21 protein-coding genes are annotated in these 25,874 nt (G+C 39.1%); 3 read left to right on the top strand and 18 right to left on the bottom strand.

The window, feature by feature from the left end; all coding sequences use genetic code 11:
- Nucleotides 1-644 precede the first annotated feature (644 nt).
- From ACPC57_RS00630 to ACPC57_RS00600, 7 genes are all read right to left on the bottom strand, one after another.
- A complete protein-coding gene (locus tag ACPC57_RS00630; protein ID WP_434066086.1) occupies nt 645-1,913 on the bottom strand; it encodes an MATE family efflux transporter in 1,269 nt (422 codons plus the stop codon).
- Between the two features lie 104 nt (nt 1,914-2,017).
- A complete protein-coding gene (thrC, locus tag ACPC57_RS00625) occupies nt 2,018-3,502 on the bottom strand; it encodes a threonine synthase (RefSeq protein ID WP_434066085.1) in 1,485 nt (494 codons plus the stop codon).
- A gap of 155 nt (nt 3,503-3,657) precedes the next feature.
- Nucleotides 3,658-4,560, bottom strand: coding sequence for an ABC transporter permease (locus tag ACPC57_RS00620; RefSeq protein WP_418127578.1), 903 nt, complete (start codon nt 4,558-4,560; stop codon nt 3,658-3,660).
- Nucleotides 4,561-4,573: 13 nt separating this feature from the next.
- Complete coding sequence (gene opp4B, locus ACPC57_RS00615; protein ID WP_217374205.1) at nt 4,574-5,530, bottom strand: oligopeptide ABC transporter permease; 957 nt, start codon at nt 5,528-5,530, stop codon at nt 4,574-4,576.
- A gap of 1 nt (nt 5,531) precedes the next feature.
- Nucleotides 5,532-6,473, bottom strand: coding sequence for an ATP-binding cassette domain-containing protein (locus ACPC57_RS00610; protein ID WP_302480027.1), 942 nt, complete (start codon nt 6,471-6,473; stop codon nt 5,532-5,534).
- A gap of 2 nt (nt 6,474-6,475) precedes the next feature.
- On the bottom strand, nt 6,476-7,495 hold the full coding sequence (locus ACPC57_RS00605; RefSeq protein WP_434066084.1) for an ABC transporter ATP-binding protein: 1,020 nt from the start codon (nt 7,493-7,495) through the stop codon (nt 6,476-6,478).
- Between the two features lie 259 nt (nt 7,496-7,754).
- Complete coding sequence (locus tag ACPC57_RS00600) at nt 7,755-9,548, bottom strand: oligopeptide ABC transporter substrate-binding protein (protein WP_217374207.1); 1,794 nt, start codon at nt 9,546-9,548, stop codon at nt 7,755-7,757.
- A gap of 211 nt (nt 9,549-9,759) precedes the next feature.
- Here ACPC57_RS00600 and pbp3 point away from each other — a divergent pair, with 211 nt between their 5' ends.
- Nucleotides 9,760-11,001, top strand: a complete 1,242-nt coding sequence (gene pbp3 / locus ACPC57_RS00595) for a D-alanyl-D-alanine carboxypeptidase PBP3 (protein ID WP_434066083.1) — start codon at nt 9,760-9,762, stop codon at nt 10,999-11,001.
- Between the two features lie 681 nt (nt 11,002-11,682).
- On the opposite strand, the gene sufB is transcribed toward pbp3, so the two are convergent.
- The 8 genes from sufB to ACPC57_RS00555 all read right to left on the bottom strand — a co-directional run bounded on the left by sufB (nt 11,683) and on the right by ACPC57_RS00555 (nt 20,324).
- Entirely contained in the window at nt 11,683-13,098 is a 1,416-nt protein-coding gene (gene sufB / locus ACPC57_RS00590; RefSeq protein ID WP_434066082.1) for a Fe-S cluster assembly protein SufB, read from the bottom strand.
- 401 nt (nt 13,099-13,499) lie between these two features.
- On the bottom strand, nt 13,500-13,940 hold the full coding sequence (sufU, locus tag ACPC57_RS00585) for a Fe-S cluster assembly sulfur transfer protein SufU (RefSeq protein ID WP_434065136.1): 441 nt from the start codon (nt 13,938-13,940) through the stop codon (nt 13,500-13,502).
- Nucleotides 13,927-15,153: a cysteine desulfurase gene (locus ACPC57_RS00580; RefSeq protein ID WP_434066081.1), complete on the bottom strand. Its 1,227-nt coding sequence runs from the start codon at nt 15,151-15,153 to the stop codon at nt 13,927-13,929. Before ACPC57_RS00580 ends, sufU begins: the two co-directional genes overlap by 14 nt.
- 4 nt (nt 15,154-15,157) lie before the next feature.
- The gene (sufD, locus tag ACPC57_RS00575; protein ID WP_217374211.1) at nt 15,158-16,420 is read right to left on the bottom strand and encodes a Fe-S cluster assembly protein SufD; all 1,263 of its coding nucleotides are present in this window, start codon (nt 16,418-16,420) and stop codon (nt 15,158-15,160) included.
- 16 nt (nt 16,421-16,436) lie between these two features.
- Entirely contained in the window at nt 16,437-17,210 is a 774-nt protein-coding gene (gene sufC, locus ACPC57_RS00570) for a Fe-S cluster assembly ATPase SufC (RefSeq protein ID WP_171989104.1), read from the bottom strand.
- Between the two features lie 171 nt (nt 17,211-17,381).
- Nucleotides 17,382-18,566 (bottom strand): glycosyltransferase family 4 protein, encoded by a 1,185-nt coding sequence (locus ACPC57_RS00565; protein WP_289648125.1) that lies wholly within the window; start codon nt 18,564-18,566, stop codon nt 17,382-17,384.
- Nucleotides 18,563-19,279: an adaptor protein MecA gene (gene mecA, locus ACPC57_RS00560; protein ID WP_130554705.1), complete on the bottom strand. Its 717-nt coding sequence runs from the start codon at nt 19,277-19,279 to the stop codon at nt 18,563-18,565. Before mecA ends, ACPC57_RS00565 begins: the two co-directional genes overlap by 4 nt.
- 205 nt (nt 19,280-19,484) lie before the next feature.
- Complete coding sequence (locus ACPC57_RS00555) at nt 19,485-20,324, bottom strand: undecaprenyl-diphosphate phosphatase (protein WP_434066088.1); 840 nt, start codon at nt 20,322-20,324, stop codon at nt 19,485-19,487.
- 253 nt (nt 20,325-20,577) lie between these two features.
- On the opposite strand from ACPC57_RS00555, the gene ACPC57_RS00550 reads away from it, so the two are divergent.
- Nucleotides 20,578-22,140, top strand: a complete 1,563-nt coding sequence (locus ACPC57_RS00550) for an ABC transporter substrate-binding protein/permease (protein ID WP_434066080.1) — start codon at nt 20,578-20,580, stop codon at nt 22,138-22,140.
- The gene (locus ACPC57_RS00545; RefSeq protein ID WP_130554708.1) at nt 22,133-22,876 is read left to right on the top strand and encodes an amino acid ABC transporter ATP-binding protein; all 744 of its coding nucleotides are present in this window, start codon (nt 22,133-22,135) and stop codon (nt 22,874-22,876) included. The genes ACPC57_RS00550 and ACPC57_RS00545 overlap by 8 nt, the downstream gene beginning before the upstream one ends.
- A gap of 110 nt (nt 22,877-22,986) precedes the next feature.
- On the opposite strand, the gene ACPC57_RS00540 is transcribed toward ACPC57_RS00545, so the two are convergent.
- From ACPC57_RS00540 to ilvA, 3 genes are all read right to left on the bottom strand, one after another.
- The gene (locus ACPC57_RS00540; protein ID WP_024391394.1) at nt 22,987-23,196 is read right to left on the bottom strand and encodes a hypothetical protein; all 210 of its coding nucleotides are present in this window, start codon (nt 23,194-23,196) and stop codon (nt 22,987-22,989) included.
- A gap of 89 nt (nt 23,197-23,285) precedes the next feature.
- Nucleotides 23,286-24,188 (bottom strand): SPFH domain-containing protein, encoded by a 903-nt coding sequence (locus tag ACPC57_RS00535; RefSeq protein ID WP_217374215.1) that lies wholly within the window; start codon nt 24,186-24,188, stop codon nt 23,286-23,288.
- A gap of 9 nt (nt 24,189-24,197) precedes the next feature.
- Nucleotides 24,198-25,448: a threonine ammonia-lyase IlvA gene (gene ilvA / locus ACPC57_RS00530; RefSeq protein WP_434066079.1), complete on the bottom strand. Its 1,251-nt coding sequence runs from the start codon at nt 25,446-25,448 to the stop codon at nt 24,198-24,200.
- Nucleotides 25,449-25,874 lie beyond the last annotated feature (426 nt).

Here is a 25,874-nt window from a genome sequence, read left to right as displayed (position 1 = left end):
AAAACAGCCGACTATCGCCGACTGCTTTCTAGGAGATTATATGAAAAAGAATTTGTTTGCTATTTCTAGCTTGAAGACAGTATAGCTCTCATAACTTAAACAAAACTAAAAGATTTCTTATAAAAACCTTAAAGAATGCTCGATTATTTTCAAACAACCTAAGACACGAAAACAGCCGACTATCGCCGACTGCTTTCTAGGAGATTATATGAAAAAGAATTTGTTTGCTATTTCTAGCTTGAAGACAGTATAGCTCTCATAACTTAAACAGAACTAAAAGATTTCTTATAAAAACCTTAAAGAATGCTCGATTATATTCAAACAACCTAAGACACGAAAACAGCCGACCATCGCCGACTGCTTTCTACGAGATTATATGAAAAAGAAGTTGTTTGCTATTTCTAGCTTGAAGATAGTATAGCTCTCATAACTTAAACAGAACTAAAAGATTTCTTATGTAAACCTTAAAGAATGCTCGATTATTTTCAAACAACCTAAGACACGAAAACAGCCGACCATCGCCGACTGCTTTCTAGGAGATTATATGAAAAAGAATTTGTTTGCTATTTCTAGCTTGAAGATAGTACAGCTCCCATAGCTTAAACAGAACTAAAAGATTTCTTATGAAAACCTTAAAGAGTAAATCATCCTGTGGAGTATCTGAATCGAACATATAAAAAACTTGCTCGAAAGGCATTATCTGCTATCGTTGCAAGCCAAATACTAGGCAAGCCTAATTGAAAATTTTTTATTAGAAAATATGCTAGACCTATTCGAACCACCCACATGCCTATACCAGTCGCATAAAAAGGTAGTCGAGCATTGCCCATACCCTGCCAAAGTCCTGTAAAGACAAGAGTTGCTGCTGTAAAAGGTACCCCAAGGACAGAATAGAGCAAGACCGTCTGACTAGCTTGTGCCACTTGAACATCCATCGTGAAAAGACTAATTAGTAAAGGTCCTGCTAAGTAACTAATGCCTCCTATTACGAACATAAAAATCAGCGAGAGTCCAAGACCAATTCGATAAATCCGTTGAACAGCTAACGAATCTTGCCTACTCTTTGCAGTCATAATAAGCGTTGCTACTGAGATTCCTAAGGTGGGCATATAGTTAAATTGAGTAATGGTTTCTCCAATCGCATTTCCAGCAACAACAGCCGTTCCCAAACCAGTAATCATTCCTACAATGACTACATCACCTGCTCTCATCATCAACCGTTCGCCAATAGCAGGTAGGGCAAGCCTAACTAACTCTTTATCAACAGACCAAGCACTTGGTTTAATAGAGATCGAGAGGCGTGACCAAAGTAGACCGCACCCGACTATTCTTGACAATATAGTTCCAAAAGCAACTCCGGCCACCCCTGTATGGAGTACAAAAACTGCAATGGCCGAAAATACGGCATTTAGGAGATTTGAAAATAAACTAATATACATTGGATAACGAGGTTGACCAAGAGTTCTCAGGATTCCACCCAAACAGGTCATAAGTCCCAGTAACAAAATACTACCCCCGACCAAAATCAAATAGAGACCACCAAGTTGAGCTACCTCACGTTCTGCCCCCAAGCTAGTCAGCAATGTTGGACCTAGTATAACCGCTAAAATACCCAGAAATACGCCTACATAAACAGTCAACTTGACACTATCGGTGACAATGGCAGTAATCTGCATTCCTTTCTCTTTTCCTAAAACATGGGCCAATTGGGATGAAACGGCTGCAGCTAACGCAATAAAAACCGCCTGATAGACGGCTAATAGATTATTTGCAATCGATACGCCAGATAAAGCTACGATTCCAAGACTGGCGACCAAATAGGAATCCACCATCCCCATCAACATTTGAAGAAGGTTTTCTCCCATTGCAGGAAAGGCAATTGATATTAGTTCTTTGCAAATCTTTTTGTTCATATTCTCCAATTCATTTTTTGTGGTATCAACATCAACTCAATTAAATATTTTTACTTTAAAAAACAAACTGTCGTTTAAACAGTTTGTATAAAAATATCCATGCATTAAACATCCAAATATCGTTCTACTTCTGCTTGCATATCCGCAGCTGCAACAACGGTATTGTGACGAACCGGTGCAGTTTCCAAACCATCTACAGCTGGTGGCAAGGCTACACCTGAAATCTCATGTAATTTTGCAAGAGCTTCAAAGTCAGTTAAACCTGACTGACCAGTCACAGCTTCAACCGCAACCACAGGGAACTTGTACGGACTAGCTGTTGAAGCAATTACTGTTGGAGTCTGATCACCAGTTTGCTGTACATATTTCTTATAAACTGCAGATGCTACAGCCGTATGTGGGTCTTCAATATAGCCTGACTCCTCATAAACACGTTTGATTTCTGCAGCAGTTTCTTCTTCTGTCGCAAAGGCAGCAACAAAGAAAGATAAAATATCCGGGTCAGCCCCCTGTATCTCATACTGACCAGCTGTGTTCAAGGCTTCCATCAGCTCCGCTGTTTTGACAGCGTCATTACCAAAAAGGTGGAAAATCAAACGCTCCAAGTTTGATGAGACCAAAATATCCATAGATGGACTAGTGGTCACGCGGAAAGTACGGTTCTTGTCGTAAACACCAGTTGAGAAGAAGTCGGTTAGGACATTGTTGTCGTTGGAAGCACAGATGAGCTTGCCAACTGGAAGACCGATCTGCTTAGCGTAGTAAGCCGCTAAGATATTCCCAAAATTCCCTGTCGGAACAGTGAAATTGATCTTGTCGCCCGCCGCAATCTCACCAGTCTTAACCAGCTGAGCGTAGGCATAAACATAGTAAACAATCTGTGGCACTAAGCGACCGATATTCATGGAGTTGGCTGATGAAAACTGGAGTTTTTTATCCGCCAACTTGGCACGAAGATTCTCGTCATTGAACATGTGCTTCACATTAGTCTGAGCATCGTCAAAGTTACCATCAATGGCCACCACGTGAGTATTAGCCCCCGTCTGCGTAGTCATCTGCAATTCTTGGACCTTAGATACCCCGTCACGTGGGTAGAAGACGATGATTTGTGTACCTGGTACATCCGCAAAACCGGCCATAGCAGCCTTACCTGTATCACCAGATGTTGCAGTTAAAATGACAATCTCATTTTCCAGACCATGTTTTTTAGCCGCTGTCGTCATCAAATAAGGTAAGATAGACAGTGCCATGTCCTTAAAGGCAATGGTTGAGCCACGGAAAAGTTCCAAGTTGTACTGACCTTTTAGTTTGACAACTGAGGCAATAGCTGGAATGTCAAACTTGCTATCGTAGGCATTTTTGATACAGTAGTCCAGCTCATCTGCCGTAAAATCATCCAAAAAAGCCGACAAAATCAACTTGGCAATATCTTGATAAGAAGCATCTTTGAGTACAGAAAAATCCAACTCAACCCTTGGCATGGAAATAGGGGTAAACAACCCACCATCAGTTGCCAACCCTTGTAAAATGGCTTGACTTGCTGATACGGTATTCTTGGCATCACGTGTTGATTGATATACTAATGTCATGGTATCCCTCGTAAAAATCTATTTTTTCTATTCTACCATAAATTGACAGAAAATTGGCAAGATATGAGAAATAGTTCCTTCATTTACTAGAATTTCTTAACGATGAAACAAAAAAATCCAAAATCGCATTGATTTTGAATTTTTTTATGTCTATTTTATCCTAAACGTTGTTTAGCATCAGCTGCACGTTGGAAAGCTTGACCGACATAGTTGATACAGAGCATCATCACAAGGATGAATATAGCTGCCGGTAGCCAAATCCATGTCTTATTCTCTAAAATATCTGCATTACGAGCATTGGCAATCAAGGTCCCTAAACTTGGTACTGTCGATGGTAGACCGAAACCAAGATATGTCAATGAAGTCTCGATACCGATATTCCCAGCAAAGTTCAAGGTCAGGTTGACGATAATCAATGAACTTAAGTTTGGCAAAATTTCACGGAACATAATCATGAAGTCGCTTGTTCCCAATGTTTTGGATGCATTTACATAATCCAAACTTGCCTCTGACAAAGTCCTTGTACGGAAGAGACGAGCCTTAGCTGTCCAGTAGAATGCACTCATTATTAAAATGAAATGATAAATAGTATAATCTTTGATTACAGTTACGAATACAATAATAAGCATTGTAACTGGTAAAATCATGATAAAGTCTACTATACGCATTAAGAGGCCATCCAAACGCCCACCATAATAACCCGAAATCAGACCGATTGAGATACCTACTATACTAGTAATGATTGTTATGGCAAAACCTATTACAATTGAATTGCGTGCTCCGATGATTAACTGACCAAAAATGTCCTTACCGCCTTCATCGGTTCCTAAAATATATCCATCAACCCCTGGTTCCAAGTAGCGTCCTAATAGATTTACTTTCATAACTTGTTCCTGATCCAATACTAAGGCACCAATAAAGACTGCCAATAGAACTGTCACCAAGATAAAGAATGAAGCTAATGCAAGCTTATCCTTCGTAAACTCTCGGACAATGACACGGAAACCGCCAGGAGGAGTTGAAGCTGATTGTACTTGTTTTTTCTTATCTTTACTCACCATTCTCCTCCTTCTACTTCACACGGATACGTGGGTCTACAATACTCATGATAATATCTGAAATCAATGTCCCCAGCAAGGTACCCATACCAAAAATTAACAAGAGAGCCAAGATGACACTATAGTCACGGCTTGAGATAGAGTTGAAGAACAATTGACCAATACCGGGATAAGTAAAAATATTTTCGATAAAGATTGAACCTCCGATTAAACCAGTCAATTCATAGCCTAAGAATGACGCAATCGGCAGAATGGAGTTACGGAAAATATGTCGGTTATAAACTACTCTCTCTGGAACACCTTTAGCTCGAGCTGTACGTACATAATCTTGACTTTTTGCATCAATAATTCCTGTGCGGAGATATTGAATTGTGACCGTCGTCGACAGAATAGCCATCGTAATTGCAGGGAGAATCATATGGTGCAGGCGACTCAATATAGCTGCGAATCCTTCTACACCACCTCCAATAGATCCCCGGGTTGGGAACCATCCTAGACTAAAACCAAACATCCATAGCATAAGAATCGCAAATACAAAGATTGGAGTAGAGAAAGTCAAGAAGTTATATACACCAATAATTTTATCTGCCAATGAGTTTTGATAACGACCCGCTATCATACCCAACGGGAGTGCAATAAGATAGGTCAATACCATGGTTAAAAGCGACAACCAAATTGTGTTATTCAAACGTTGTATAATCACATCAATAACAGGTTGTTTAAATAGGATACTTTGACCAAAATCACCTTGCAATAAATTACCAACCCAACGGAAATACTGAATATGGATTGGATCATAATACCCAGCTGCGATACGTTTTTGTTCAATAATTGCAGGGTCAATGTTTGGATCAATCATACCTGTAAACGGATCACCTGGCATCATCTTAGCAACAAGGAAAGCAATGACACTCAAAATAATAATTTGCGGAATCATCATGAGCAAACGACGTAATATTGTTTTCCACATCTTAGTTCTTACCTCCTTCTGGAAGGGCTACCTGATGAGTTGCCGAAAAGGCTTTTAAATCATACACACGACCGTTTTCATCATAGTAACGGCCTTGCATTTCTTGATATTCTTTTTCAGCAGCCAAACGCTTTTCTTTATTCTTTAGACGATTGACTGGATCAATCGACGGAATAGCAGACAACAATCGCTTGGTGTAAATGTGTTGAGGATTCGTATAGATATCACTCTTATTTCCTGTTTCAACAAAACGACCGCGATACATAATGAAAAGCTCATCACACATGTGTTGTACAACACCAAGGTCGTGGGAAATAAATAAATAGCTTAGTTTGAATTCATCTTGGATGCGCTTCATATAATTCAATACTTGCGCTTGAACAGATAGGTCCAAGGCAGAAACAGGCTCATCCGCAATTATTAATCGAGGGTTACTTGCCAAAGCACGTGCAACACCAATACGTTGGCGTTGACCACCTGAGAATTCATGAGGATATTTGATGAGTGCTTCTTCATTTAAACCAATTGTGTCCAACAATTGAAGAACTTTTCTCTTTTCTTCATCGGGTGAAAGACGATCAAAATTACGAATTGGCTCTGCAATAATGTCCAAAATACGTTTTTTAGGATTAAAACTAGAAAGTGAATCTTGGAAAATCATTTGAACATCGCGGTTAAAGTTGCCTTTCTTACCACGAGAATTATTCGTTACATCTTTTCCTTCATAGAAAATCTGACCTGAGGTCGCACGTTCCAAACCAATAATTGCCTTACCAATGGTTGATTTTCCTGATCCTGATTCACCAACTAAACCATACGTTTTACCTTCATCAAACTCAATATTAATACCATCTACAGCATAAACATGGTCTGTAACACGGTTGAAGAAGCCACTACGAATTGGATAATGGACTTTCAAATCTTTTACTTCAATAAATCCCACTATTAGGCCTCCTCTTTAAAATAGAATGTCTCATGGCAGGTGCAACGAACAAAATGATTTGGACCTATCTCATGCATGCTTGGATTTTCTTCATGTGCTTCTGCACCAATCCATGGAATGCGTGGAGCAAAGCGGCAACCTGTACGAAGCATTTTTGTAATTGGTGGTACAATCCCTTCAATTACATGAAGTTCTCCACCCTCACTACCTGTTTGTGGATTTGATTTCAGTAGTGAACGAGTGTACGGGTGTTTCGGATTTGTAAATAATTCCTCAACTGGTGCAACCTCTACAAATTGTCCACCGTACATAACTGCTACGCGATCAGCAGTCTCTGCCACAACTCCCAAATCATGGGTAATCAAAATGATACCTGAACCCGTTTCAGCTTGAATATCATTTAGGAGATCCAAAATCTGTGCTTGAATCGTAACATCTAATGCAGTAGTTGGTTCATCCGCAATGATAATTGGAGGTTTACAAGATAATGCCATAGCTATAATTATCCGCTGACGCATACCGCCTGAAAGTTCATGGGGATATTGTTTAAATGTCCGCTTTGGATTTGGAATTCCAACTTGAGCCAACAATTCTAAAACACGTTCTGTACGTGCACTGGAGTCTAAATCAGTGTGATAGAAAAGTGCTTCATCAATCTGTGCACCAATCGTCATCAATGGGTTTAGAGAAGCCAAAGGATCTTGGAAAATCATACCAATATCATTGCCACGCACTGTATTGTACTTAGCTTCATCCATTCCTATCAATTCCATATCATTGTACTGGATGCTCCCTGTAATTTTGGTATTCAAGGGATTGTGCAACCCCATAATTGTTGTTGCTAAAGTTGATTTACCACATCCTGATTCCCCAACGATTGCCAAAATTTCATTTTCTTGCAATGAAATATCAACACCATCTACAGCATCAAAATAGTCATCTCCAATACGGAAACCGACATGCAAATCTTTAATGTCCAAAAGCTTTTTTTCAGTAGCCACGCTTTCTCCTCCTTTTTTCATCAGCTAACCAACCCTATTCAATACTAATACTTACAAAATTCAATTTCCTGAAGAATATGGTCAGCCAATTTGATAACAAGTTATACTAATCAATCAAGTGTTTCATTAAACATGTAAACGGGTACCTTTTGCTCAAAAAACGAAACGTTCGTACTTAGTATACCTTATCTACTATACCATAACTATCTGAAAATTCCAACAGTTATTTGAAAAAAGCCAAACGAGTTGGCTTTTTTCAAATTATTATTAAAACTCAACCTTATTCAGCTGCTACACCTTTATCAGCTGTGAGTTCTATGTTTTCTAACGCGATACCATTTTCTGATGCGGAACCATAGTTAGTGTCAAAGTTTTTAACGCGCTTATTCAGTGCAGTAATTGCTTCTGATTCAAATGTTGGAATAGCAAACGCTTGTTCAAAAGCATATTCTTGCCATGCTTTGTAGTTCTTCAAGTTTGTTTTCTCATCAAATGAAGCAACAGAACCAATCGCATCCAATAACTCAGTATTCTTTTCATCTACAAAACGTGACATGTTAAATGGTGCAGTTTCTCCCCAAAGTCCATTAGGGTTTGGATCGTAACCAGTTGACCATCCACCAGCATACATGTCGATAGACGGATCATTAGCTTGGACTGCATCATAGAATGTGTTGATTTCTAAAGTTCGACCAGTATACAAGTCAACATTCAAACCAACTTCTTTCCACCAAGCAATGTATTGTTGAACAAGTGCTTCGTTCGCCTCAGTACGTTTACGAGCAGCAAATGTAATTTTAAATTCTTTTCCGTCTTTGCCTTCACGAATACCATCACCATCAACATCTTTATAGCCAGCTTCATCTAATAGCTCATTAGCCTTATCTGGATCATATGAGTAGCCTTCCAATTCAGAATCATGAAGATCACCAAAGAACGAGATGATTAATGAAGTTGCTGGGTGATAAAGTCCATTATAGAGTTTCTCACCAGCTGTTTTCGTATCAATCGCATACGCAATCGCTTGACGAAGTTTCACGTCATTCATCTTAGCATTTTCATCCATGATATTCTTTCCAGATGCTTCATCATATTTACCAAGGTTGAATGAGATGTATTCATATGAAGATTCTAGAGATCCAACAAGGTTAAGGTTAGAGGCATCCTTGTAAGAATCCAACTGGTCTGCTGGCATTTGGGCTATATCATAGTTACCAGCTTTCATTTCAGAAACAATCGTATCCGGTGATACAATATCAATCTTCAATGAACTTGTTTTAGGAGTTGTTCCTTTGAAGTAGTATTCATTAGGAACGTAGGTGATAGACTCACCATTAACGATTTCTTTGATTTTCCATGGACCCATACCGACTAATTTTGCAGTACGTGAGTACTCACTGCTTTCCCATTCTGCAACCGGAATATCTTTGTAAATATGTTCTGGTTGAACATATGCAGGCACATCGCCACCAGCATACATCATTGAAGGTGACATTTCTTTAACGGTCAATTCTACAGTATAATCGTCAACTTTTTTAAGACCTGAGATATCTGAAGCTGTGCCAGCAACAAATTCATCCATACCCACAATGTTCAAGAATTTATCATCAAAACGAACACCTGTGTAATCTTTGCTTGCCATTGCTTTAATTGTGAAAATATAGTCATCAATTGTAAATGGTTCGCCATCAGACCACTTATAGTCTTTACCAGTCAAGCTAACAGTGATTTTCTTGCCATCAACATCAAACTCCGCTTTCGCGAGACCTGAATCATCCAACTTACGATCCCCATCGTAACCAAACATTGAAATATCAACCATTCCACCAAAGGTTGAGTCAGTCGTAGTCTCTGTTAATTCATCAATTAACAGACCTGATGAAGTTGATGCTGATACCAAAGCATATTTCAATTGTGACTCAGCAACTGCTGTACCATCTTGTTTTACTTCTGCTGGGAAAGATAACTCTGCTGTCTCAGAGCTAGAAGAAGATTTAGAACCACACGCAGCAAGTACAGATGCCGAAAGAAGCGTTACACCCGCTAGAGCAAATAATTTAGTCGTCTTTTTCATAGAACACCTCTGTTTCATATAATTCGACATTTAGTACAATGTCTTATGGAATTATTATATCATAAAATTTTCTTAAATCACGTCTTTTTGTCAGAAAATTTTACAAAAAACAGATTTTTCAGTTTTTTCTAATCTTTTTCTATTTATTTTCAGATTTTATCTCACAATTCTTGTGATATAATGGTAAAGAAATGAGGTTAAAGGATTCATAATGCGTAAAATATTTTTATCACTGCTAACAATGTTCACTCTTTTTCTTGGCATCACCCCTGTACTTGCTGAGGACTTTTCAATTGCTGCCAAACATGCTATTGCAGTAGAAGTTTCAACAGGCAAGGTTTTATATGAACAAGATGCACAAACACCTGCTAGTATTGCTTCCATCAGTAAGCTGCTGAGTGTTTACTTGGTTTATGAGGCTTTAGAAAAAGGAGAAATTCAATTAGATACTATGGTGGATATATCAGACTATCCATATAGCTTAACTGCCAATACAGAATTGAGCAATGTAAACCTTGATGCCCGCTCTTATTCTGTCAGCGATTTGCTGAATGCATCTCTGATTACTTCTTCTAATAGTGCGATTATTGCGTTAGCTGAGAAAATTGCTGGAAGCGAAGCTGCTTTTGTTGACAAAATGAAAGCTAAGGTCGCTGAATGGGGAATTACTGATGCAACGATTGTCAATACTTCTGGTCTTGACAATTCTGACTTAGGGGAGAATATCTACCCTGGTTCAAAACCTGATGACTCCAATCAATTTTCTGCTTTAGACGTAGCAATTATTGCAAGACGTCTAATTCTGGACTATCCCCAAGTCTTAAATATCACTTCATTGAATGCCTACGATTTTGGTGAATATACCTACTATAGTACAAATCAAATGCTTAGCGAGGGGACTCACGCTCGTGGTGGTGTTGATGGTTTGAAAACTGGTACTTCTAATTCAGCTGGATCAAGTTTTGTAGCCACGACAATTCAAGCCAATATGAGAATTATTACAGTGGTACTAAATGCTACTGATGGGTTGACAAATTCAGATAATCGTTTTGTAGAAACAAATAACCTGATGAATTATGTCTATAATAATTACTCAGCTATTACTCTCGTAAAAAAAGGGGAAGCTTTTGAGAATAGCTCTGTTAAACTATTCAATGGTACTAAAGCATCCAGTCCTGCCGTTGCAACCGCCGACTTACTTGCTATTCAAAAGAATACCTCTGAACAACCCGTTACTGCCACTTTCACCTCTAATCAGTCTGAATTTGATGCACCTATCACGTCTGGAACTGTTGTGGGGCAACTAAAAATTATTGATAACGATTTAATAGGTGTAGGCTATCTTGACAACATAGCCCAAATTGATATGGCAATACCAACTACAATCAAGACAGCTCCTTGGCCAGTCTCTTGGTGGAATCAATTTGTGAGATATGTCAATGAAAAATTATAATCGTTTTAAAATGGGGATGCTCATTTTTCAACATACTTTGAAATAATTCATATAAAAAACGCATAAACCATCGTTCTTTCATAGGAACAGGTGATTTTATGCGTTTTTTATTATGAGCGACTCCCGTCGCTCCTTATTTCCTACTTCCTTGGCGGGAGTTCCTGCGGAACTCCTTATTACATATCGCTTCCTTACAGGAAGTGACGTCAGTAGGATAAAAATAGTCTCCCAGACTATGTTATTTATAGAGAAGAGCGATTTCCATCGCTCCCTATCTCCCACCTCGGTTGGAGAGAGTTTCTACGAAACTCCTAGCTACATATCGTTTTCTTACAGAAAACGACGAGCGTGGAAGGTAACAATTCCATTCGTCAATTTATAAAGAAGAGCGACTGCAGTCGCTCCTCATCTCCTACTTCAGTGGGGAGTTTGACGGGCTTGAACAGCTTTAAAGCTATTTGAGTCACAAGGTTATCTGAATTACAAAGAAGAGCGACTGCCATCGCTCCTCATCTCCTACTTCAGTGGGTAGTTTGACGGGCTTGAACAGCTTTAAAGCTGCTTGAGTCACAAGGTTATCTGAATTACAAAGAAGAGCGACTTCCGTCGCTCCTTATCTCCAACCTCGGTTGGAGATTTTTTGGCTTTTAGCAAACTCATGTTTGCTAAATTGCCAAAAATCTAACCAACCGACCCCTCCATCTCATAGGCAATCAATCTGTTAAGTTCAACTGCGTATTCCATTGGGAGTTCTTTGGTGAATGGTTCGACAAAGCCCATGACAATCATCTCTGTTGCTTCGGATTCGGATAGGCCTCGGCTCATGAGGTAGTAAAGCTGTTCTTCTGAGATTTTTGATACTTTGGCTTCGTGTTCGAGGGCCACCTGCGAGTTGTGAATTTCATTGAATGGGATTGTATCTGATTTAGAAATTCCATCCATAATAATGGTATCACATTCAATATGGCTAATCGACTTGGCTGAATTTTTAGCAAAAGTTACTTGACCACGATAATTCACTTCCCCACCGCCACGGGCAATAGATTTAGATACGATAGAAGATGAAGTCCGTGGTGCGTTGTGAATCATCTTAGCACCTGTATCTTGGACTTGTCCTTTGTTGGCAAAAGCTATTGACAGCATAGTTCCACGGGCACCTTCGCCTTCCAAGTATACCGCAGGGTATTTCATAGTCGTCTTGGCACCAAGGTTACCGTCAATCCACTCAACTGTGGCATTTTTTTCGGCACGGGCACGCTTGGTTACCAAATTATAAACGTTGTCAGACCAGTTTTGAATGGTCGTGTACCGCATATAGGCACCTTCATGGGCAATGATTTCCACAATGGCAGCGTGGAGGCTGGCCGTTGAGTAAGTCGGAGCGGTACAGCCTTCTACGTAGTGAACGCTTGCACCTTCATCTACGATGATGAGGGTACGTTCAAACTGACCTGTTCCTTCATTGTTAATACGGAAGTAGGTTTGGAGTGGAATATCTAACTTAACGCCTTTTGGTACATAGATGAAGGTCCCGCCTGACCAAACCGCTGAGTTGAGGGCGGCTAGTTTATTGTCTGACGGTGGAACGAGTTTTCCAAAGTATTTTTTGAAGAGTTCAGGGTGTTCCTTAAGCGCTGTATCTGTATCTGTAAAGATAATGCCGTGCTTGTCGTACTCTTCCTTCATGTTGTGGTAGACTACTTCTGATTCGTACTGGGCAGAAGCACCTGCCAGGTAAGTACGCTCAGCTTCTGGAATACCAATGCGTTCAAAGGTTTCCTTGATTTTATCTGGCACATCATCCCAGCTACGTGCTGGCTTATCCGACGGTTTTTGATAGTAAACAATATCATCAAAATCTAGTTCGGATAGATCGGCCCCCCAAGTCTGCATAGGCATTTTCTTGAAGGTTTCATAGGATTTTAAACGGAATTCCAACATCCATTCAGGCTCCTCTTTGATACGGGACATTTCACGAATGACTTCTTCGTTCAAACCCTTACCAGTCGAAGCTACCAGTTCCACGTTTTCATCATGGAATCCAAATTTGTATTCCCCAAGATCAATCGGGGTTGGTTCTATTCTTTCTTCTGACATAATTTAAGATACTAAGCCCGTTAAGAAAGCAAATGAAAAATAGAGATTCGATTTCGTGTGCAAACACACGAGGAGATTTATCTTTTTTCATAAGCTCTTAGGGCGAGTTCAATTTCAATTCCAATCAGAAACTGAACAATCCTTTCTGTATGATTTTCGTTTTTGTTATTTTATTGGTTTTCAGTCAGCACTCTCACTGCGTTCCAGTGCTTTCTTCAAGACACTAAACTTGGTTGGGACTTGCTATTTGAATCCATGTTTCGCAAAGAGAATGTTATGTTCTATCAATGACACGAACTACGTTCGCTTCATTTCCAACCTCCAAAGGTTCCCCAAACCTTTGGAGCTAATTAGCTGATTTTGGTATTATCGACCAAAATCGCTCATGTCGCAGTCCCCCTTCAGTCAGTACTCTCACTACGTTCCAGTGCTTTCTCCAGGGCATTCCATGGTAAAGTAGCACATTTGATGCGTTGAGGGAATTTTGCGACACCAGCTAATAATGAGGCATCTTGCAGTTCCTTTTGGCGTTCATCTTTTTGACCTTGGACCATTTGTGAAAAGACTTCTGCTAATTCTTGCACGTGTCTTTTTTCTTTTCCAATAACGGCATCCGTCATCATTGAAGCCGATGCAGTTGAAATAGTGCACCCTTCTCCATCAAACGCAATGTCTGTTATAACACCATCTTCAACTTTGACAGACAATTCGATCACATCTCCACAGGTTGGATTGTGAAGTTCTAGCTTTTCCACTCCGTCCAAACTTCCATGGTGATGAGGCGACTTAGAGTGTTCTGAAACAACTGCCATATAAAGAGAATCTAATCTAGATAGGGCCATTGAAAAACTCCTTCGTCTTTATCAAAGCCTCGACCAACTTGTCGCAATCAGCCTTTGTATTGTATATGTAGAAACTTGCTCGAACTGTAGCAGGTACCTGCAAATACTTGAGGAGAGGCTGAGCACAATGGTGTCCTGCTCTTACGGCAACTCCTTCATAATCCAGAGCCGTAGCTACATCGTGAGGATGTAGATGATCTAAGTTAAAGGCAACAAGTCCAGTTCTTTTGGCTACATCCTGACTTCCATATATTGTTAAACCAGGAATGGCCTTTAGTTTCGGCCAAAGATAGGTAATGAGTTCTTCTTCATGCTCACGAACTCTATCCATACCAATTTGATTCAAATAATCAATCGCTGCTGCAAGACCAATCGCACCTGCTATATTCGGAGTTCCTGCCTCAAACTTCCATGGTAATTCTTTCCACGTAGCTGATTGCTCATAGACAAAGTCAATCATCTCACCACCAAATTCAACAGGAGACATCTGGTTCAAAATCTCTTCCTTACCATAAAGTACCCCTATTCCAGTTGGCCCTAACATCTTGTGGCCTGAAAAAGCAAAGAAATCAACATCTAAATCATGAACATCAATAGCTATGTGTGGAGCTGATTGTGCTCCATCCACTACCAAATAAGCTCCTACTTCGTGTACCAAAGTTGCAATTTGCTTAATGGGTGCAATTGCCCCCAAAACATTGGAAATATGGGCAATGGAGACAAACTTAGTTTTAGAAGACAAAAGTAATTTCAAGTGTTCTATATCAATTTCACCATCTCGTAGATAAACATATCGGAGATGTGCACCGGTTTGTTGACAGGCTTGTTGCCAAGGAATGATATTTGAATGATGCTCCTGGACGGAAATGATTACTTCATCGTCTGGCTGTAGAATTTCTCTAGCAAACTGAGCAACCCAGTTTAAACTCGTTGTTGTTCCTCGAGTAAAGAGAATTTCCTTGCTTGATTTTGCATGAATAAAATCTGCAACCGTTTGACGAGCAGCTTCATACCGAGCTGTTGCCCGCTCTGAAAGGGTATGCACCCCTCGGTGAACATTGGCATTATCCTGTTGATAGTAGTCAGCAAGTACGTCTAGAACCTGCTGAGGTTTTTGGGTGGTCGCAGCATTATCCAAATAAACCAAGGGCTCATCATTGACAAACTGGTCTAAAATTGGAAAATCCTTGCTAATACTATTCAATTCGTTCATAAACTTATCTCTTTGTTAATATTTCATCAATTACTGCGACTAGTTCATCACGAACTTCCTTCACCGGAATTTCTGTAATAACAGACCCAAGGAAACCACGAACAACTAAACGCTCCGCTGTTGCACGATCCAAACCGCGACTCATGAGATAATACATGTCCTCTGGATCAACCTGACCAATGGAGGCCGCGTGACCCGCAGTTACTTCATTCTCATCAATAAGGAGTATTGGATTAGCATCTGATCGCGCCTTATCCGACAACATCAACACACGGCTTTCTTGTTGAGCATCAGCACCTTTGGCACCACGAATAATGTGGCCAATCCCATTAAAGGTTAACGTTCCACTCTCTAAAATAACACCATGTTGAAGAATATGCCCCACCGAATTATGGCCATAGTTGGTTACCCGTGTATCCACACCTTGCACTTGACGACCAGATGATAAAGCTACCACTTTGAGGTTCGCATGACTTCCATTTCCTTTTAAATCACTATCAAAATCGGCAACGACATTTCCTTGGTTCATTAAGCCGATTGCCCAATCAATACTTGCATCATTACCAAGTAAACCGCGACGTGCGATATAGGTATCTAAATGCTTTCCTAAGCGATCAATCGCAGCAAATTTAATTTGACTCCCCGCTTGTGCAATGATTTCAACAACAATGTTGGCGGAACTAGCCACATTTCCATCGCCCAAACTTTCAAAACGTTCTAAATAATTGAGCTTGGCATTTTTCCCAGCAATAATTAAAACCCGCTTGTTAAAGGCAACCGGACTGGTGCTGTCTTGGTAGAATAAAGCTTCAACAGGTTGCTCAATTTCGACATGGTCTGGAACATAGAGTATTGCAGTTGCATTAAAATAGGCTGTATTGTAAGCTGAAAGTTTGTGTTCATCATATGCAACAGCTGCACCTAAGTATTTCTCAATGACATCTGGAATCACATCCATGGCAGATGCAAAATCTGTAAAGACGACGCCCTGTTCCACCAAATCCATCGGTAACTGCTCTAAAACAGTTTGACTGCCAACTTGCACCAATTTCGGATTATCACCAAGCTCTGTAAAATCTGGAACTGAACCAATTGCATCATTGGTTTCCAAACGTCCATCTCCTAAATTCCAACGGTGAAATTTAACGCGCTCAACAACTGGCAAGTCTAGCTCGGATACTTTTTCAAAGGCCTTGAGACGGAGATCTGTCAACCAAACTGGCTCTGCCTGTTCTAATGAAAATTCTTGAATTCTATCTTTGGTCATATATCCCTCCAAAGACCTAAATGTCATCTTCTTTGTAGTCAATGCCAAGTTCGGCAGCTACTTGTACGTAACCTTCATTTTCCAAACGTTGTGCCAATTCTGGTCCGCCTGAAAGAACAACACGTCCTTCCATCATGACATGAACAACGTCAGGTGTAATGTAGTTCAACAATCGTTGGTAGTGGGTAATGATCATTGCACCAAAGCCTTCGCCACGCATAGCATTGATTCCTTTTGAAACCACTTTAAGCGCATCAATATCCAACCCTGAGTCAATCTCATCAAGAAGTGCAAAAGTCGGTTCCAACATAAGCAATTGCAAAATTTCGTTACGTTTCTTTTCACCACCTGAGAAGCCTTCATTGAGGTAACGCTCTGCCATTTCTTCTTTCATGTTTAAAAGTTCCATTTTTTCATCCAGCTTAGTGATGAAATCACGAACTGAAATCTTGTCCTCATCTTCTTTACCAGCATTCATAGCTGCTCGGAGGAACTCTGCATTAGTGATGCCTGGGATTTCTGATGGGTATTGCATAGCCAAGAAGAGTCCCATACGGGCACGTTCATCAACTTCTAATTCCAAAATGTTTACACCATCAAAAAGAATCTCACCTTGGGTAACTTCATAACTTGGATTACCCATAATCGCTGCTGAAAGGGTGGATTTTCCTGTTCCGTTAGGTCCCATGATAGCTGCAATTTCACCTGTTTTCAAGGTCAAATTCACACCTTTTAGGATTTCTTTGCCTTCAATTTCCACATGAAGGTCTTTGATTTCTAATACTGACATACTACACTCCTTGTATTGTTTATCCTCGTTAAAAACTATACGTATCTTTACATTGTGTTTTTATCGGGCATGGATTTATTTTTATAGTCTTTTCTGACAATTTTAATAAATCATATCTTTTACATTATATCAAAAAAAGAGCCAAAGGGCTCTTTCTTTGTCTTCAGAAGATTAATTATTTTCCTTAGTATCCTGCGAATCTGAACGCTTTATTTTTCTCTTTGCAATCATTTCTTGCCGATATGAACTGTTTCCAATAAAACGCAGTAGATTTAGGACAGGTGTCCTATTTTCACCAAAAATTCCAATCAATTCACACAAAATTTCCACGCCCAAGGCAAGTGAAACCACCAACAAGACTCCCCCTGCTTGACTGGAAATATTCAAAAGCAAGGACGTTAAGGAAAAAATAAATGAAATCGCGTAAATGACTAAGACAGTTCCACGATGCGTCAGCCCTAGCGAGAGTAATCGGTGATGCAAATGCATCCGGTCAGCTTCATAAATCTTTTGTCCAGACAATTTTCGACGAATAATTGCCACCACAGTATCAGTGATTGGAACTCCAAGTATAATAATTGGTGTTACAACCGCAACCGCTGTTGAGTTTTTTAATCCCTGCAAGGAGAAGACGCCAATCATAAATCCAATAAAAAGCGCACCTGTGTCTCCCAGATAAATAATAGCCGGATGGTAATTATAGGGGAGAAAGCCTGCAATCGCCGCAACCAAAACAAAAATTGTCAAACTTAAGAAAATATTACTATCATACAAAAAGAAATAGGATACTATCCCCATCGTTAAGAGGGAAATAATGGATACCCCTGCAACCAAACCATCCAGCCCATCTATCAGATTAATTGCATTTGTAATCGCAACAATCCATAAAACAGTTAAACAAAATGCTAGCCAAGTTGGGAACACCAGTAACGGTCCCCCAAATGGAATTTTAAAACTATCAAAATGAAAATCTGTGAAAAACCAAATGATAAGAGCAGCAAATAAGATACCTAAAAGTTTAGGTAGCGGTGCTAGTTCCCTGACATCATCAATTAATCCCGTCAGGATAATCACAGCACCCGCAACCACGATAGGAAATACATATTCAAAATAGGTGTCAAAAAAGTGAACGCGTGTAACAATAAGGGGTAAGAACACCAAACTGGATATTGCAAAAGAAATAAATATTGCTAGACCACCAGCCGATGGCATTGGAACTTTGTTGATTCGTCTTGCATTCGGGTTATCAACAGCTCCAATTCGTAATGCCAAGAAACGAACCAAGGGAGTAAGCACAACAGCCATAACGATTGTCACTATTAAGACCATAACATACTTAAGCGCAAATGGAATCATACCGTTTGCACCTTTTTCAACTCATCAATGGCCCCATTTCCCAACATCAAGATTCCGTGCTCTTGAAGAAATGGTCGTGTCAATTTGGTATCGTTTGTAAATTCAAGCATGCGAGATAGAATATACTCCGGATACTGCTTTGAACGCTCTGCAACATTAATCAATACTGTCATATAATAGGTTTGTTCCACCTTGTAGAGCTCAGATTCTTCAACTGGATAATCCACTGTTTGAACAAAATTTACCGCATCAATCAAAGCAGGAAATTCTAAGATATAGTAAATATATTGTTCTTGGTATTCATCACTATCTTCTTTTTCAGCATCTTCTAATAGACGAACTGCTTTTGAGTCATGCGTGCTTCGTTCACGAACTGTACGTTCCAAACTTTTCAGCAATTCATCTGGAGTCATTCTTGATACATCGCCTAATTCCGATAAATCTGTAAATTCATCAAAATTTAAACTTTGATCCATTTCAGATTTTGTGACAAAAATATCCACTTTATCCGGTTTTGGAGTAACTCTAAAACTAAGCATTCCACTTTCTCGGAAAGTCATTGGCAAATCCAATTCATCCAATACTGTATAAAAAAACTCTTCCGTCTTTTCTTGAGGGATAAGGAAATCCGCAATTTCCATCCCGCGCTCCTCTAAATCTTCTAATTGGATAGTGATTTTTAGAGTCGAATCACTTATTTGTTTTACTTTCATAACTACCTCATTCATCTAGTACGATACTTCTAGCCTAGATAATATTAATTCTCATACAAATCTCTTCTCATTATACTAAAATGCCTCTCGAAAAACAAAAAAAAAGCAAGTTTCTAAACTTTCTGCCTCAACTATAGAAAAACGGCACAAGAAAAGCCTAGAACTACAATCTAGACTTTTTTGCCGATTTAACAACTAAATTATCTTATAAAATGAATGTGAAAAATGAGTAAATCAGTAAGATAGCCCCCAAAACAATCCGGTAGTAACCAAAGACTGTAAAATCATGTTTTTTCACAAAATCTGTCAACATTCGAATGACAACTACTGAAACTAGGTAAGCAGTCACACTAGCTACCAATAATATTAAAACTTGTTCAAGTGACAAACTATTACCATCCAAAAAGTATTTTACAGCTTTTAATCCACTGTAGCCAAACATCGTTGGAATTCCCAAAAAGAAAGTAAAGTCCGCGGCAACAGAACGACTTGTCCCAAGAATAATTGCGCCCAGAATAGTTGCACCAGACCTACTTGTACCCGGTACAATACTTAAGACTTGAAAACATCCAATCAGTAAAGCTATTTTGTAGGACATTTTTTCCAAATTCGTCACTTGTGGCTCAACATCTTTGTTACGTTTCTCAATCCAAATAAAGGCAATACCATAAACTATCAGAGCAATCGCAATCGGCACCATAAAATTGAAATGCGCTTCAAACCAATTATCTAAGGGAACTGCAATGATAATGGACGGAATACAAGCAAGTACTACCTTTGCCCACAATTGCCAAGTTAAACGAATTTCTTTCTGCGTTTTTCCAGGTTGAAATGGATTAAGTCTTTGGAAGTAAATTGTAATAACCGCTAGTATTGCTCCCAATTGGATCACAATATTAAACATCTCAATAAAACCAGCACTTTGTTTTAATTGAATAAATTCTTGCACTAATATCAAATGGCCAGTAGATGAAACTGGCAGCCACTCAGTTATCCCCTCAATAATACCCAAAAAGATGGCTTTCAAAATCTCTATTATCATGATAACTCCTTAAGATAAATTCTACTCATTATACCACAAATTATACCACATAAATAAATATCCCCAATAAAAATTGTGTAAAAAACTATCTCTCACAGCCAGCTGAGTCAGTATCAGATAAGTATTCAAATTTGCTATTTTCAAACATTTTAATACGAATTTTTCATACAATTTGAGTGAATAAATAAAACAAGCATATTGAAATTTTTCAGAATTTTTTATACAATAGTATAATACATTTTACTAAGGAGATTTTATGAAGCATAAAATTAGTATACTCCTGCTAAGCTTATTAGCTGTTTTTTCGATAACAACTGGAGTAAAAGCAGATGAATACCTTCGTGTCGGAATGGAAGCTGCCTATGCTCCTTTTAACTGGACACAGGAAGATGATAGCAACGGTGCAGTCCCAATCGAAGGAACCAATCAATTTGCCAACGGATACGATGTCCAAGTAGCGAAAAAGATTGCTGAATCGATGAATAAAGAATTGCTTGTTGTCAAAACCAAATGGGAAGGCTTGGTTCCTGCCTTAACATCTGGAAAAATTGACATGATTATCGCTGGTATGAGTCCAACTGAAGAGCGAAAAAAAGAAATCGCCTTCTCAGATAGCTATTATACTTCTATACCAACCCTTGTTGTCCGTTCAGATAGTCAATATGCAGATGCAACTAGCTTATCAGATTTTGCTGGTGCCAAAATTACAGCTCAGCAGGGTGTCTATCTTTATGATTTGATTGATCAAATTGAAGGGGCTGATAAACAAACTGCGATGGGCGATTTCTCCCAAATTCGCCAAGCACTTGAAGCTGGTGTGATTGATGCCTATGTTTCTGAGCGACCAGAAGGACGTACCGCTGAGGCTGCTAACAAAGCTTTCAAAATGGTTGAATTGACAGATGGCTTTGAAACAAATGCCGAAGACGTTACGATTGCAGTTGGTATGAGAAAAGATGATACTCGTATCACACAAGTAAACGAAGTGTTAGCAGCTTTTTCTGAAGCAGATCAAATCGCACTCATGGATAACATGATTAAAAACCAACCTGTTGAAAAAGCGTCAGATGAAAATCCAAATTTCTTTTCTCAAGTTTGGAAAATTATTGTTAACAACTGGCAACAGTTATTACGCGGAACAGGAATGACCCTACTAATCTCAATACTTGGTACAATTATAGGTACAATTATTGGTCTTCTCATCGGTGTATTCCGTACCGCACCAAAAGCAGCTAATAAAGTTTTAGCAATCGGACAGAAACTCTTAGGTTGGATTATCAATGTATATATTGAAGTGTTCCGTGGCACCCCAATGATTGTACAATCAATGGTTATCTACTATGGTACTGCCCAGGCTTTTGGTCTCAACCTTGACCGTACCTTAGCGGCTATCTTTATCGTTTCTATCAATACCGGTGCTTACATGAGTGAAATTGTACGTGGTGGTATCTTTGCTGTTGATAAGGGGCAATTTGAAGCGGCAACAGCTCTTGGATTTACCCATAATCAAACCATGCGTAAAATCGTACTCCCTCAAGTTGTTCGTAACATTTTACCGGCTACTGGTAATGAGTTCGTTATCAATATCAAAGATACTTCTGTTTTAAATGTAATCTCTGTGGTAGAACTATACTTCTCCGGAAACACGGTTGCAACCCAAACCTATCAATATTTCCAAACATTTACTGTTATTGCTATTATCTACTTTATTCTAACCTTTACTGTAACACGTATTCTACGCATAGTTGAAAAAAGCTTTGACATAGATACGTATACAACAGGCGCAAATCAAATGCAAACGGGGGTCCTCAATGACTAATAATATTATCTTGGAAATTAAAAATCTTAAAAAGTCATACGGACAAAATCAAGTACTTAAAGATATTTCTATTACAGTTGAAAAGGGCGAAGTTATCTCTATCATCGGCTCTTCTGGTTCTGGAAAGTCTACTTTCTTACGTTCTATCAATCTCTTAGAAACACCAACTGATGGACAAATCCTTTACCACGGACAAGATGTTTTGGCAAAGGGTTATAACCTACCTCGTTACCGAGAAAAACTTGGTATGGTGTTTCAATCCTTTAACCTCTTTAACAATTTGAATGTTTTAGAAAATGCGATTGTAGCTCAAACAACCGTCCTAAAACGTGAACGGTCAGAAGCTGAACGCCTTGCTAAGGAAAACCTAAACAAGGTAGGGATGACTGAGCAGTACTGGACAGCTAAACCAAGTCAATTGTCTGGCGGTCAAAAACAGCGTGTTGCTATTGCTCGTGCTCTTTCTATTGATCCCGAATTGATTCTATTTGACGAACCAACCTCTGCTCTCGATCCTGAAATGGTTGGTGAAGTTCTCAAAACGATGAAAGACCTAGCAAAATCTGGTCTAACCATGATTATCGTAACTCATGAAATGGAATTTGCGCGTGACGTTTCCGATCGTGTCATTTTCATGGATAAAGGGATTATTGCTGAAGAAGGTAGTCCAAAACAAATTTTTGAGAATCCACAAGAAGAGCGTACCAAAGAATTCCTCAAACGTTTCTTAGGATAAATTGGAGATTTTTGAATAGGAACACATTCACGATACCAGGTCACTCTGGTATCTTTTTTATGGAAAAAAAGAGGCTCCTCATCGGAACCTCTTTTTTAAAACTACATAGATTAGTTTTCAAATTTTTTGTGGTTTTTATCGTAAAAGTCAATCAAACCCAATGCAGTAGCAAATGAGATGTTATCAATCTTAGCACGGCCTTGTGCAAGAGCGATGACTGACATTTCACGAGCATTAGTTTCTTTACTAATACGGTAGCCAGTGATTTTCTTTTCACGTACCCAGTTAACAACTGCAGCAACTTTTTCGTAACTTGTCATGAGAAACCCCTTTCCATTTTATTCGTGCAACTTAGTATAATATAGCCTTGCACATTTTGTCAAGCAAAATATTCGGCTTTTGCCAAAAATTACTTCACTTTCAGAGCGGATAGTATCTGAGTCCGAATGTCCTCAACTCCTTCTGGATTCCCAGGAAGGAAAATTGTATTATTACCTCCTTGTGCAAAATTATTTAAAGTGTCCAAATATTGGTTAGTCAACAGAATCGACATGATTTGTTCTTCCGACAAACTGACATTGGATTCCTTCAATTCACGAATCGAATCTGCTAATCCATCCACTATGGCTTTACGTTGATGAGCAATCCCCACACCATGTAGGCGATCTTTTTCAGCTTCTGCCTCTGCAGCAGTAACAATTTTAATTTTATCTGCTTCCGCCAATTCCTGAGCTGCAACCCGTTTGCGCTGAGCGGCGTTGATTTCATTCATTGATTGTTTCACTTCTGCATCCGGTTCAACCTTTGTAATCAAGGTTTTTACAATAACATAACCATAGGTCGACATCTCTTCAGCTACTTGCCTTTGAACTTCTAGGGCAATTTCATCTTTCTTTTCAAACAATTCATCCAAAGTCAATTTAGGAACTGATGAGCGTAAGGCATCTTCAATATACGATTTGATTTGTGCCTCTGGATGCATGAGTTTATAGTAAGCATCCGTCACATTATTCTCATTAACTCGGTACTGAGTTGCTACATTCATTGTCACAAAAACATTGTCCTGTGTTTTTGTTTCAACAATAATTTCACTTTGTAGCATCCGTAACTGAATTCGGGCCGCAATCACATCTATACCAAATGGAATTTTAAAGTTAATCCCAGATGTTGATGTCTTTTGATACTTACCGAATCGTTCAATGATAGCGACAGTCTGTTGCTTAACCACATACAAACCTGAAAAGAGCAAAATCAAAGCGATAAATAATACAAACAGCACCACAACAATAAAAATAATTGAACCAGTAGACATAGTAGCCTCCTAAACTAGCATTTTATAAAGCGAATCATTCTCATGCAAATTGATATATTGAGGATCAAATTGTTCTAGTCGTGCAATAAACTCAGCGTAATCCCTCTTATCACCCAATGCAATCCCAATTAAAACCGGACCCGTTCCTTTATTCGCACGTTTTATGTATTCAAACCGTGTAATATCATCATTCGGACCTAAAATGTGGTTAACAAATTCACGAAGAGCTCCCGGTCTTTGAGGAAAATTGACCACAAAATAATGTTTAATCCCCTCATAAATTAGAGCACGCTCTTCCATTTCTGGCATACGGCTAATATCATTATTTCCTCCAGAAATGATACAGCAAATCGTTTGACCCTTAATTTGATCCTTGATAACTTCAAGTGCCGCAATGGTTGCTCCGCCAGCAGGTTCCGCAACAATTCCCAATTTTGAATATAGATCCAAAATGGTTTCCGAAATCCGACCCTCGTCAACGCCAATCAGTTGATCAACATTTTTGCGAGCCACCTCATAAGTTGTTTTTCCAACTTTTTGAACTGCAATACCATCTGCGAATTTATCAATATGCTCCAACTTAACAGGGCGACCTTTATCAAAAGCAGCCTTCATTGACCTTGCACCACTCGCCTCTACGCCAACGATTTTAATCTCAGGTGCTTGGTCTTTCAGATAGGCAGAGACCCCAGCAATTAGACCTCCTCCACCAACTGGGACAAGTAGCTGATCAAAACTCACAGACTGCTCTTCAGCTTCCTCAAGAATTTCATAAGCAACAGTACCTTGGCCTGCTTGTACATTTGGATCATCAAAGGGGTCAATAAATGTTTTTCCCGTTTCCTTAGTATACTTCATTGCCGCTGTAGCCGACTCATCAAAGGTATCCCCAACCAAACGAATCTCGACAAACTCTCCACCAAAAAACTTAACTTGTCCAATTTTTTGTTGAGGTGTCGTTATTGGCATAAAAATTGTTGCCGGAATCTGCATTTCTTTACAGGTATACGCTACCCCTTGGGCATGGTTACCAGCAGATGCGCAAACAACTCCATTCGCTTTGTCTGCATCTGTCAATTGTGAAATGGCATAATAAGCACCGCGAATTTTAAACGAGCGAACCCGCTGTTCATTTTCTCTCTTGATATAGATGCTTGCTCCATATCTTTCAGATAAATAGCGGTTAAAATCCAATGGAGTCCGAACGACAACATCTTTCAGAACTGAATACGCTTGCTCAATATCTCTTGCTGAAATCATAATGCACTTTTTTCTTTCTATTTATATCTATTGTACCAATAATGCAAAAATAAATATAGTATTTATACTTAAATATTCTATTTTTTATTATACCAGTTTTTTAATCACTTCAAAAATAAATTTCCAAATCAATGAACCGCCATAGAGAGGATGATATTGCATCCAATAAATGACCTAGTTACTTGAATTAGCTTTGATACACCGTCACTTTCGGCTTGCCCTACTCTAGTATTGCCTGCACCTCAGTTCCTTGTCTGGAAACTAATTCATTCAACTATACAAACTGCTTTTCATTTATTTGTTTTCATTACAATGTTGAGTTAATTCTCGGAAATATACTGAAAACATTCTTTTAATTTTCTAAACAACTTTCCAACAATGACTAAAAGAGCCGGGCAAGCCAGCTCTTGTAGTTCTATCAATTAA

Origin of the sequence: Streptococcus sp. VTCC 12886, assembly GCF_049893425.1 — a bacterium.
Classification (GTDB): domain Bacteria; phylum Bacillota; class Bacilli; order Lactobacillales; family Streptococcaceae; genus Streptococcus; species Streptococcus suis_AA.
The sequence above is the reverse complement of the archived record's forward strand: the minus strand, read 5'-3'. Positions and strand labels throughout refer to the sequence as shown.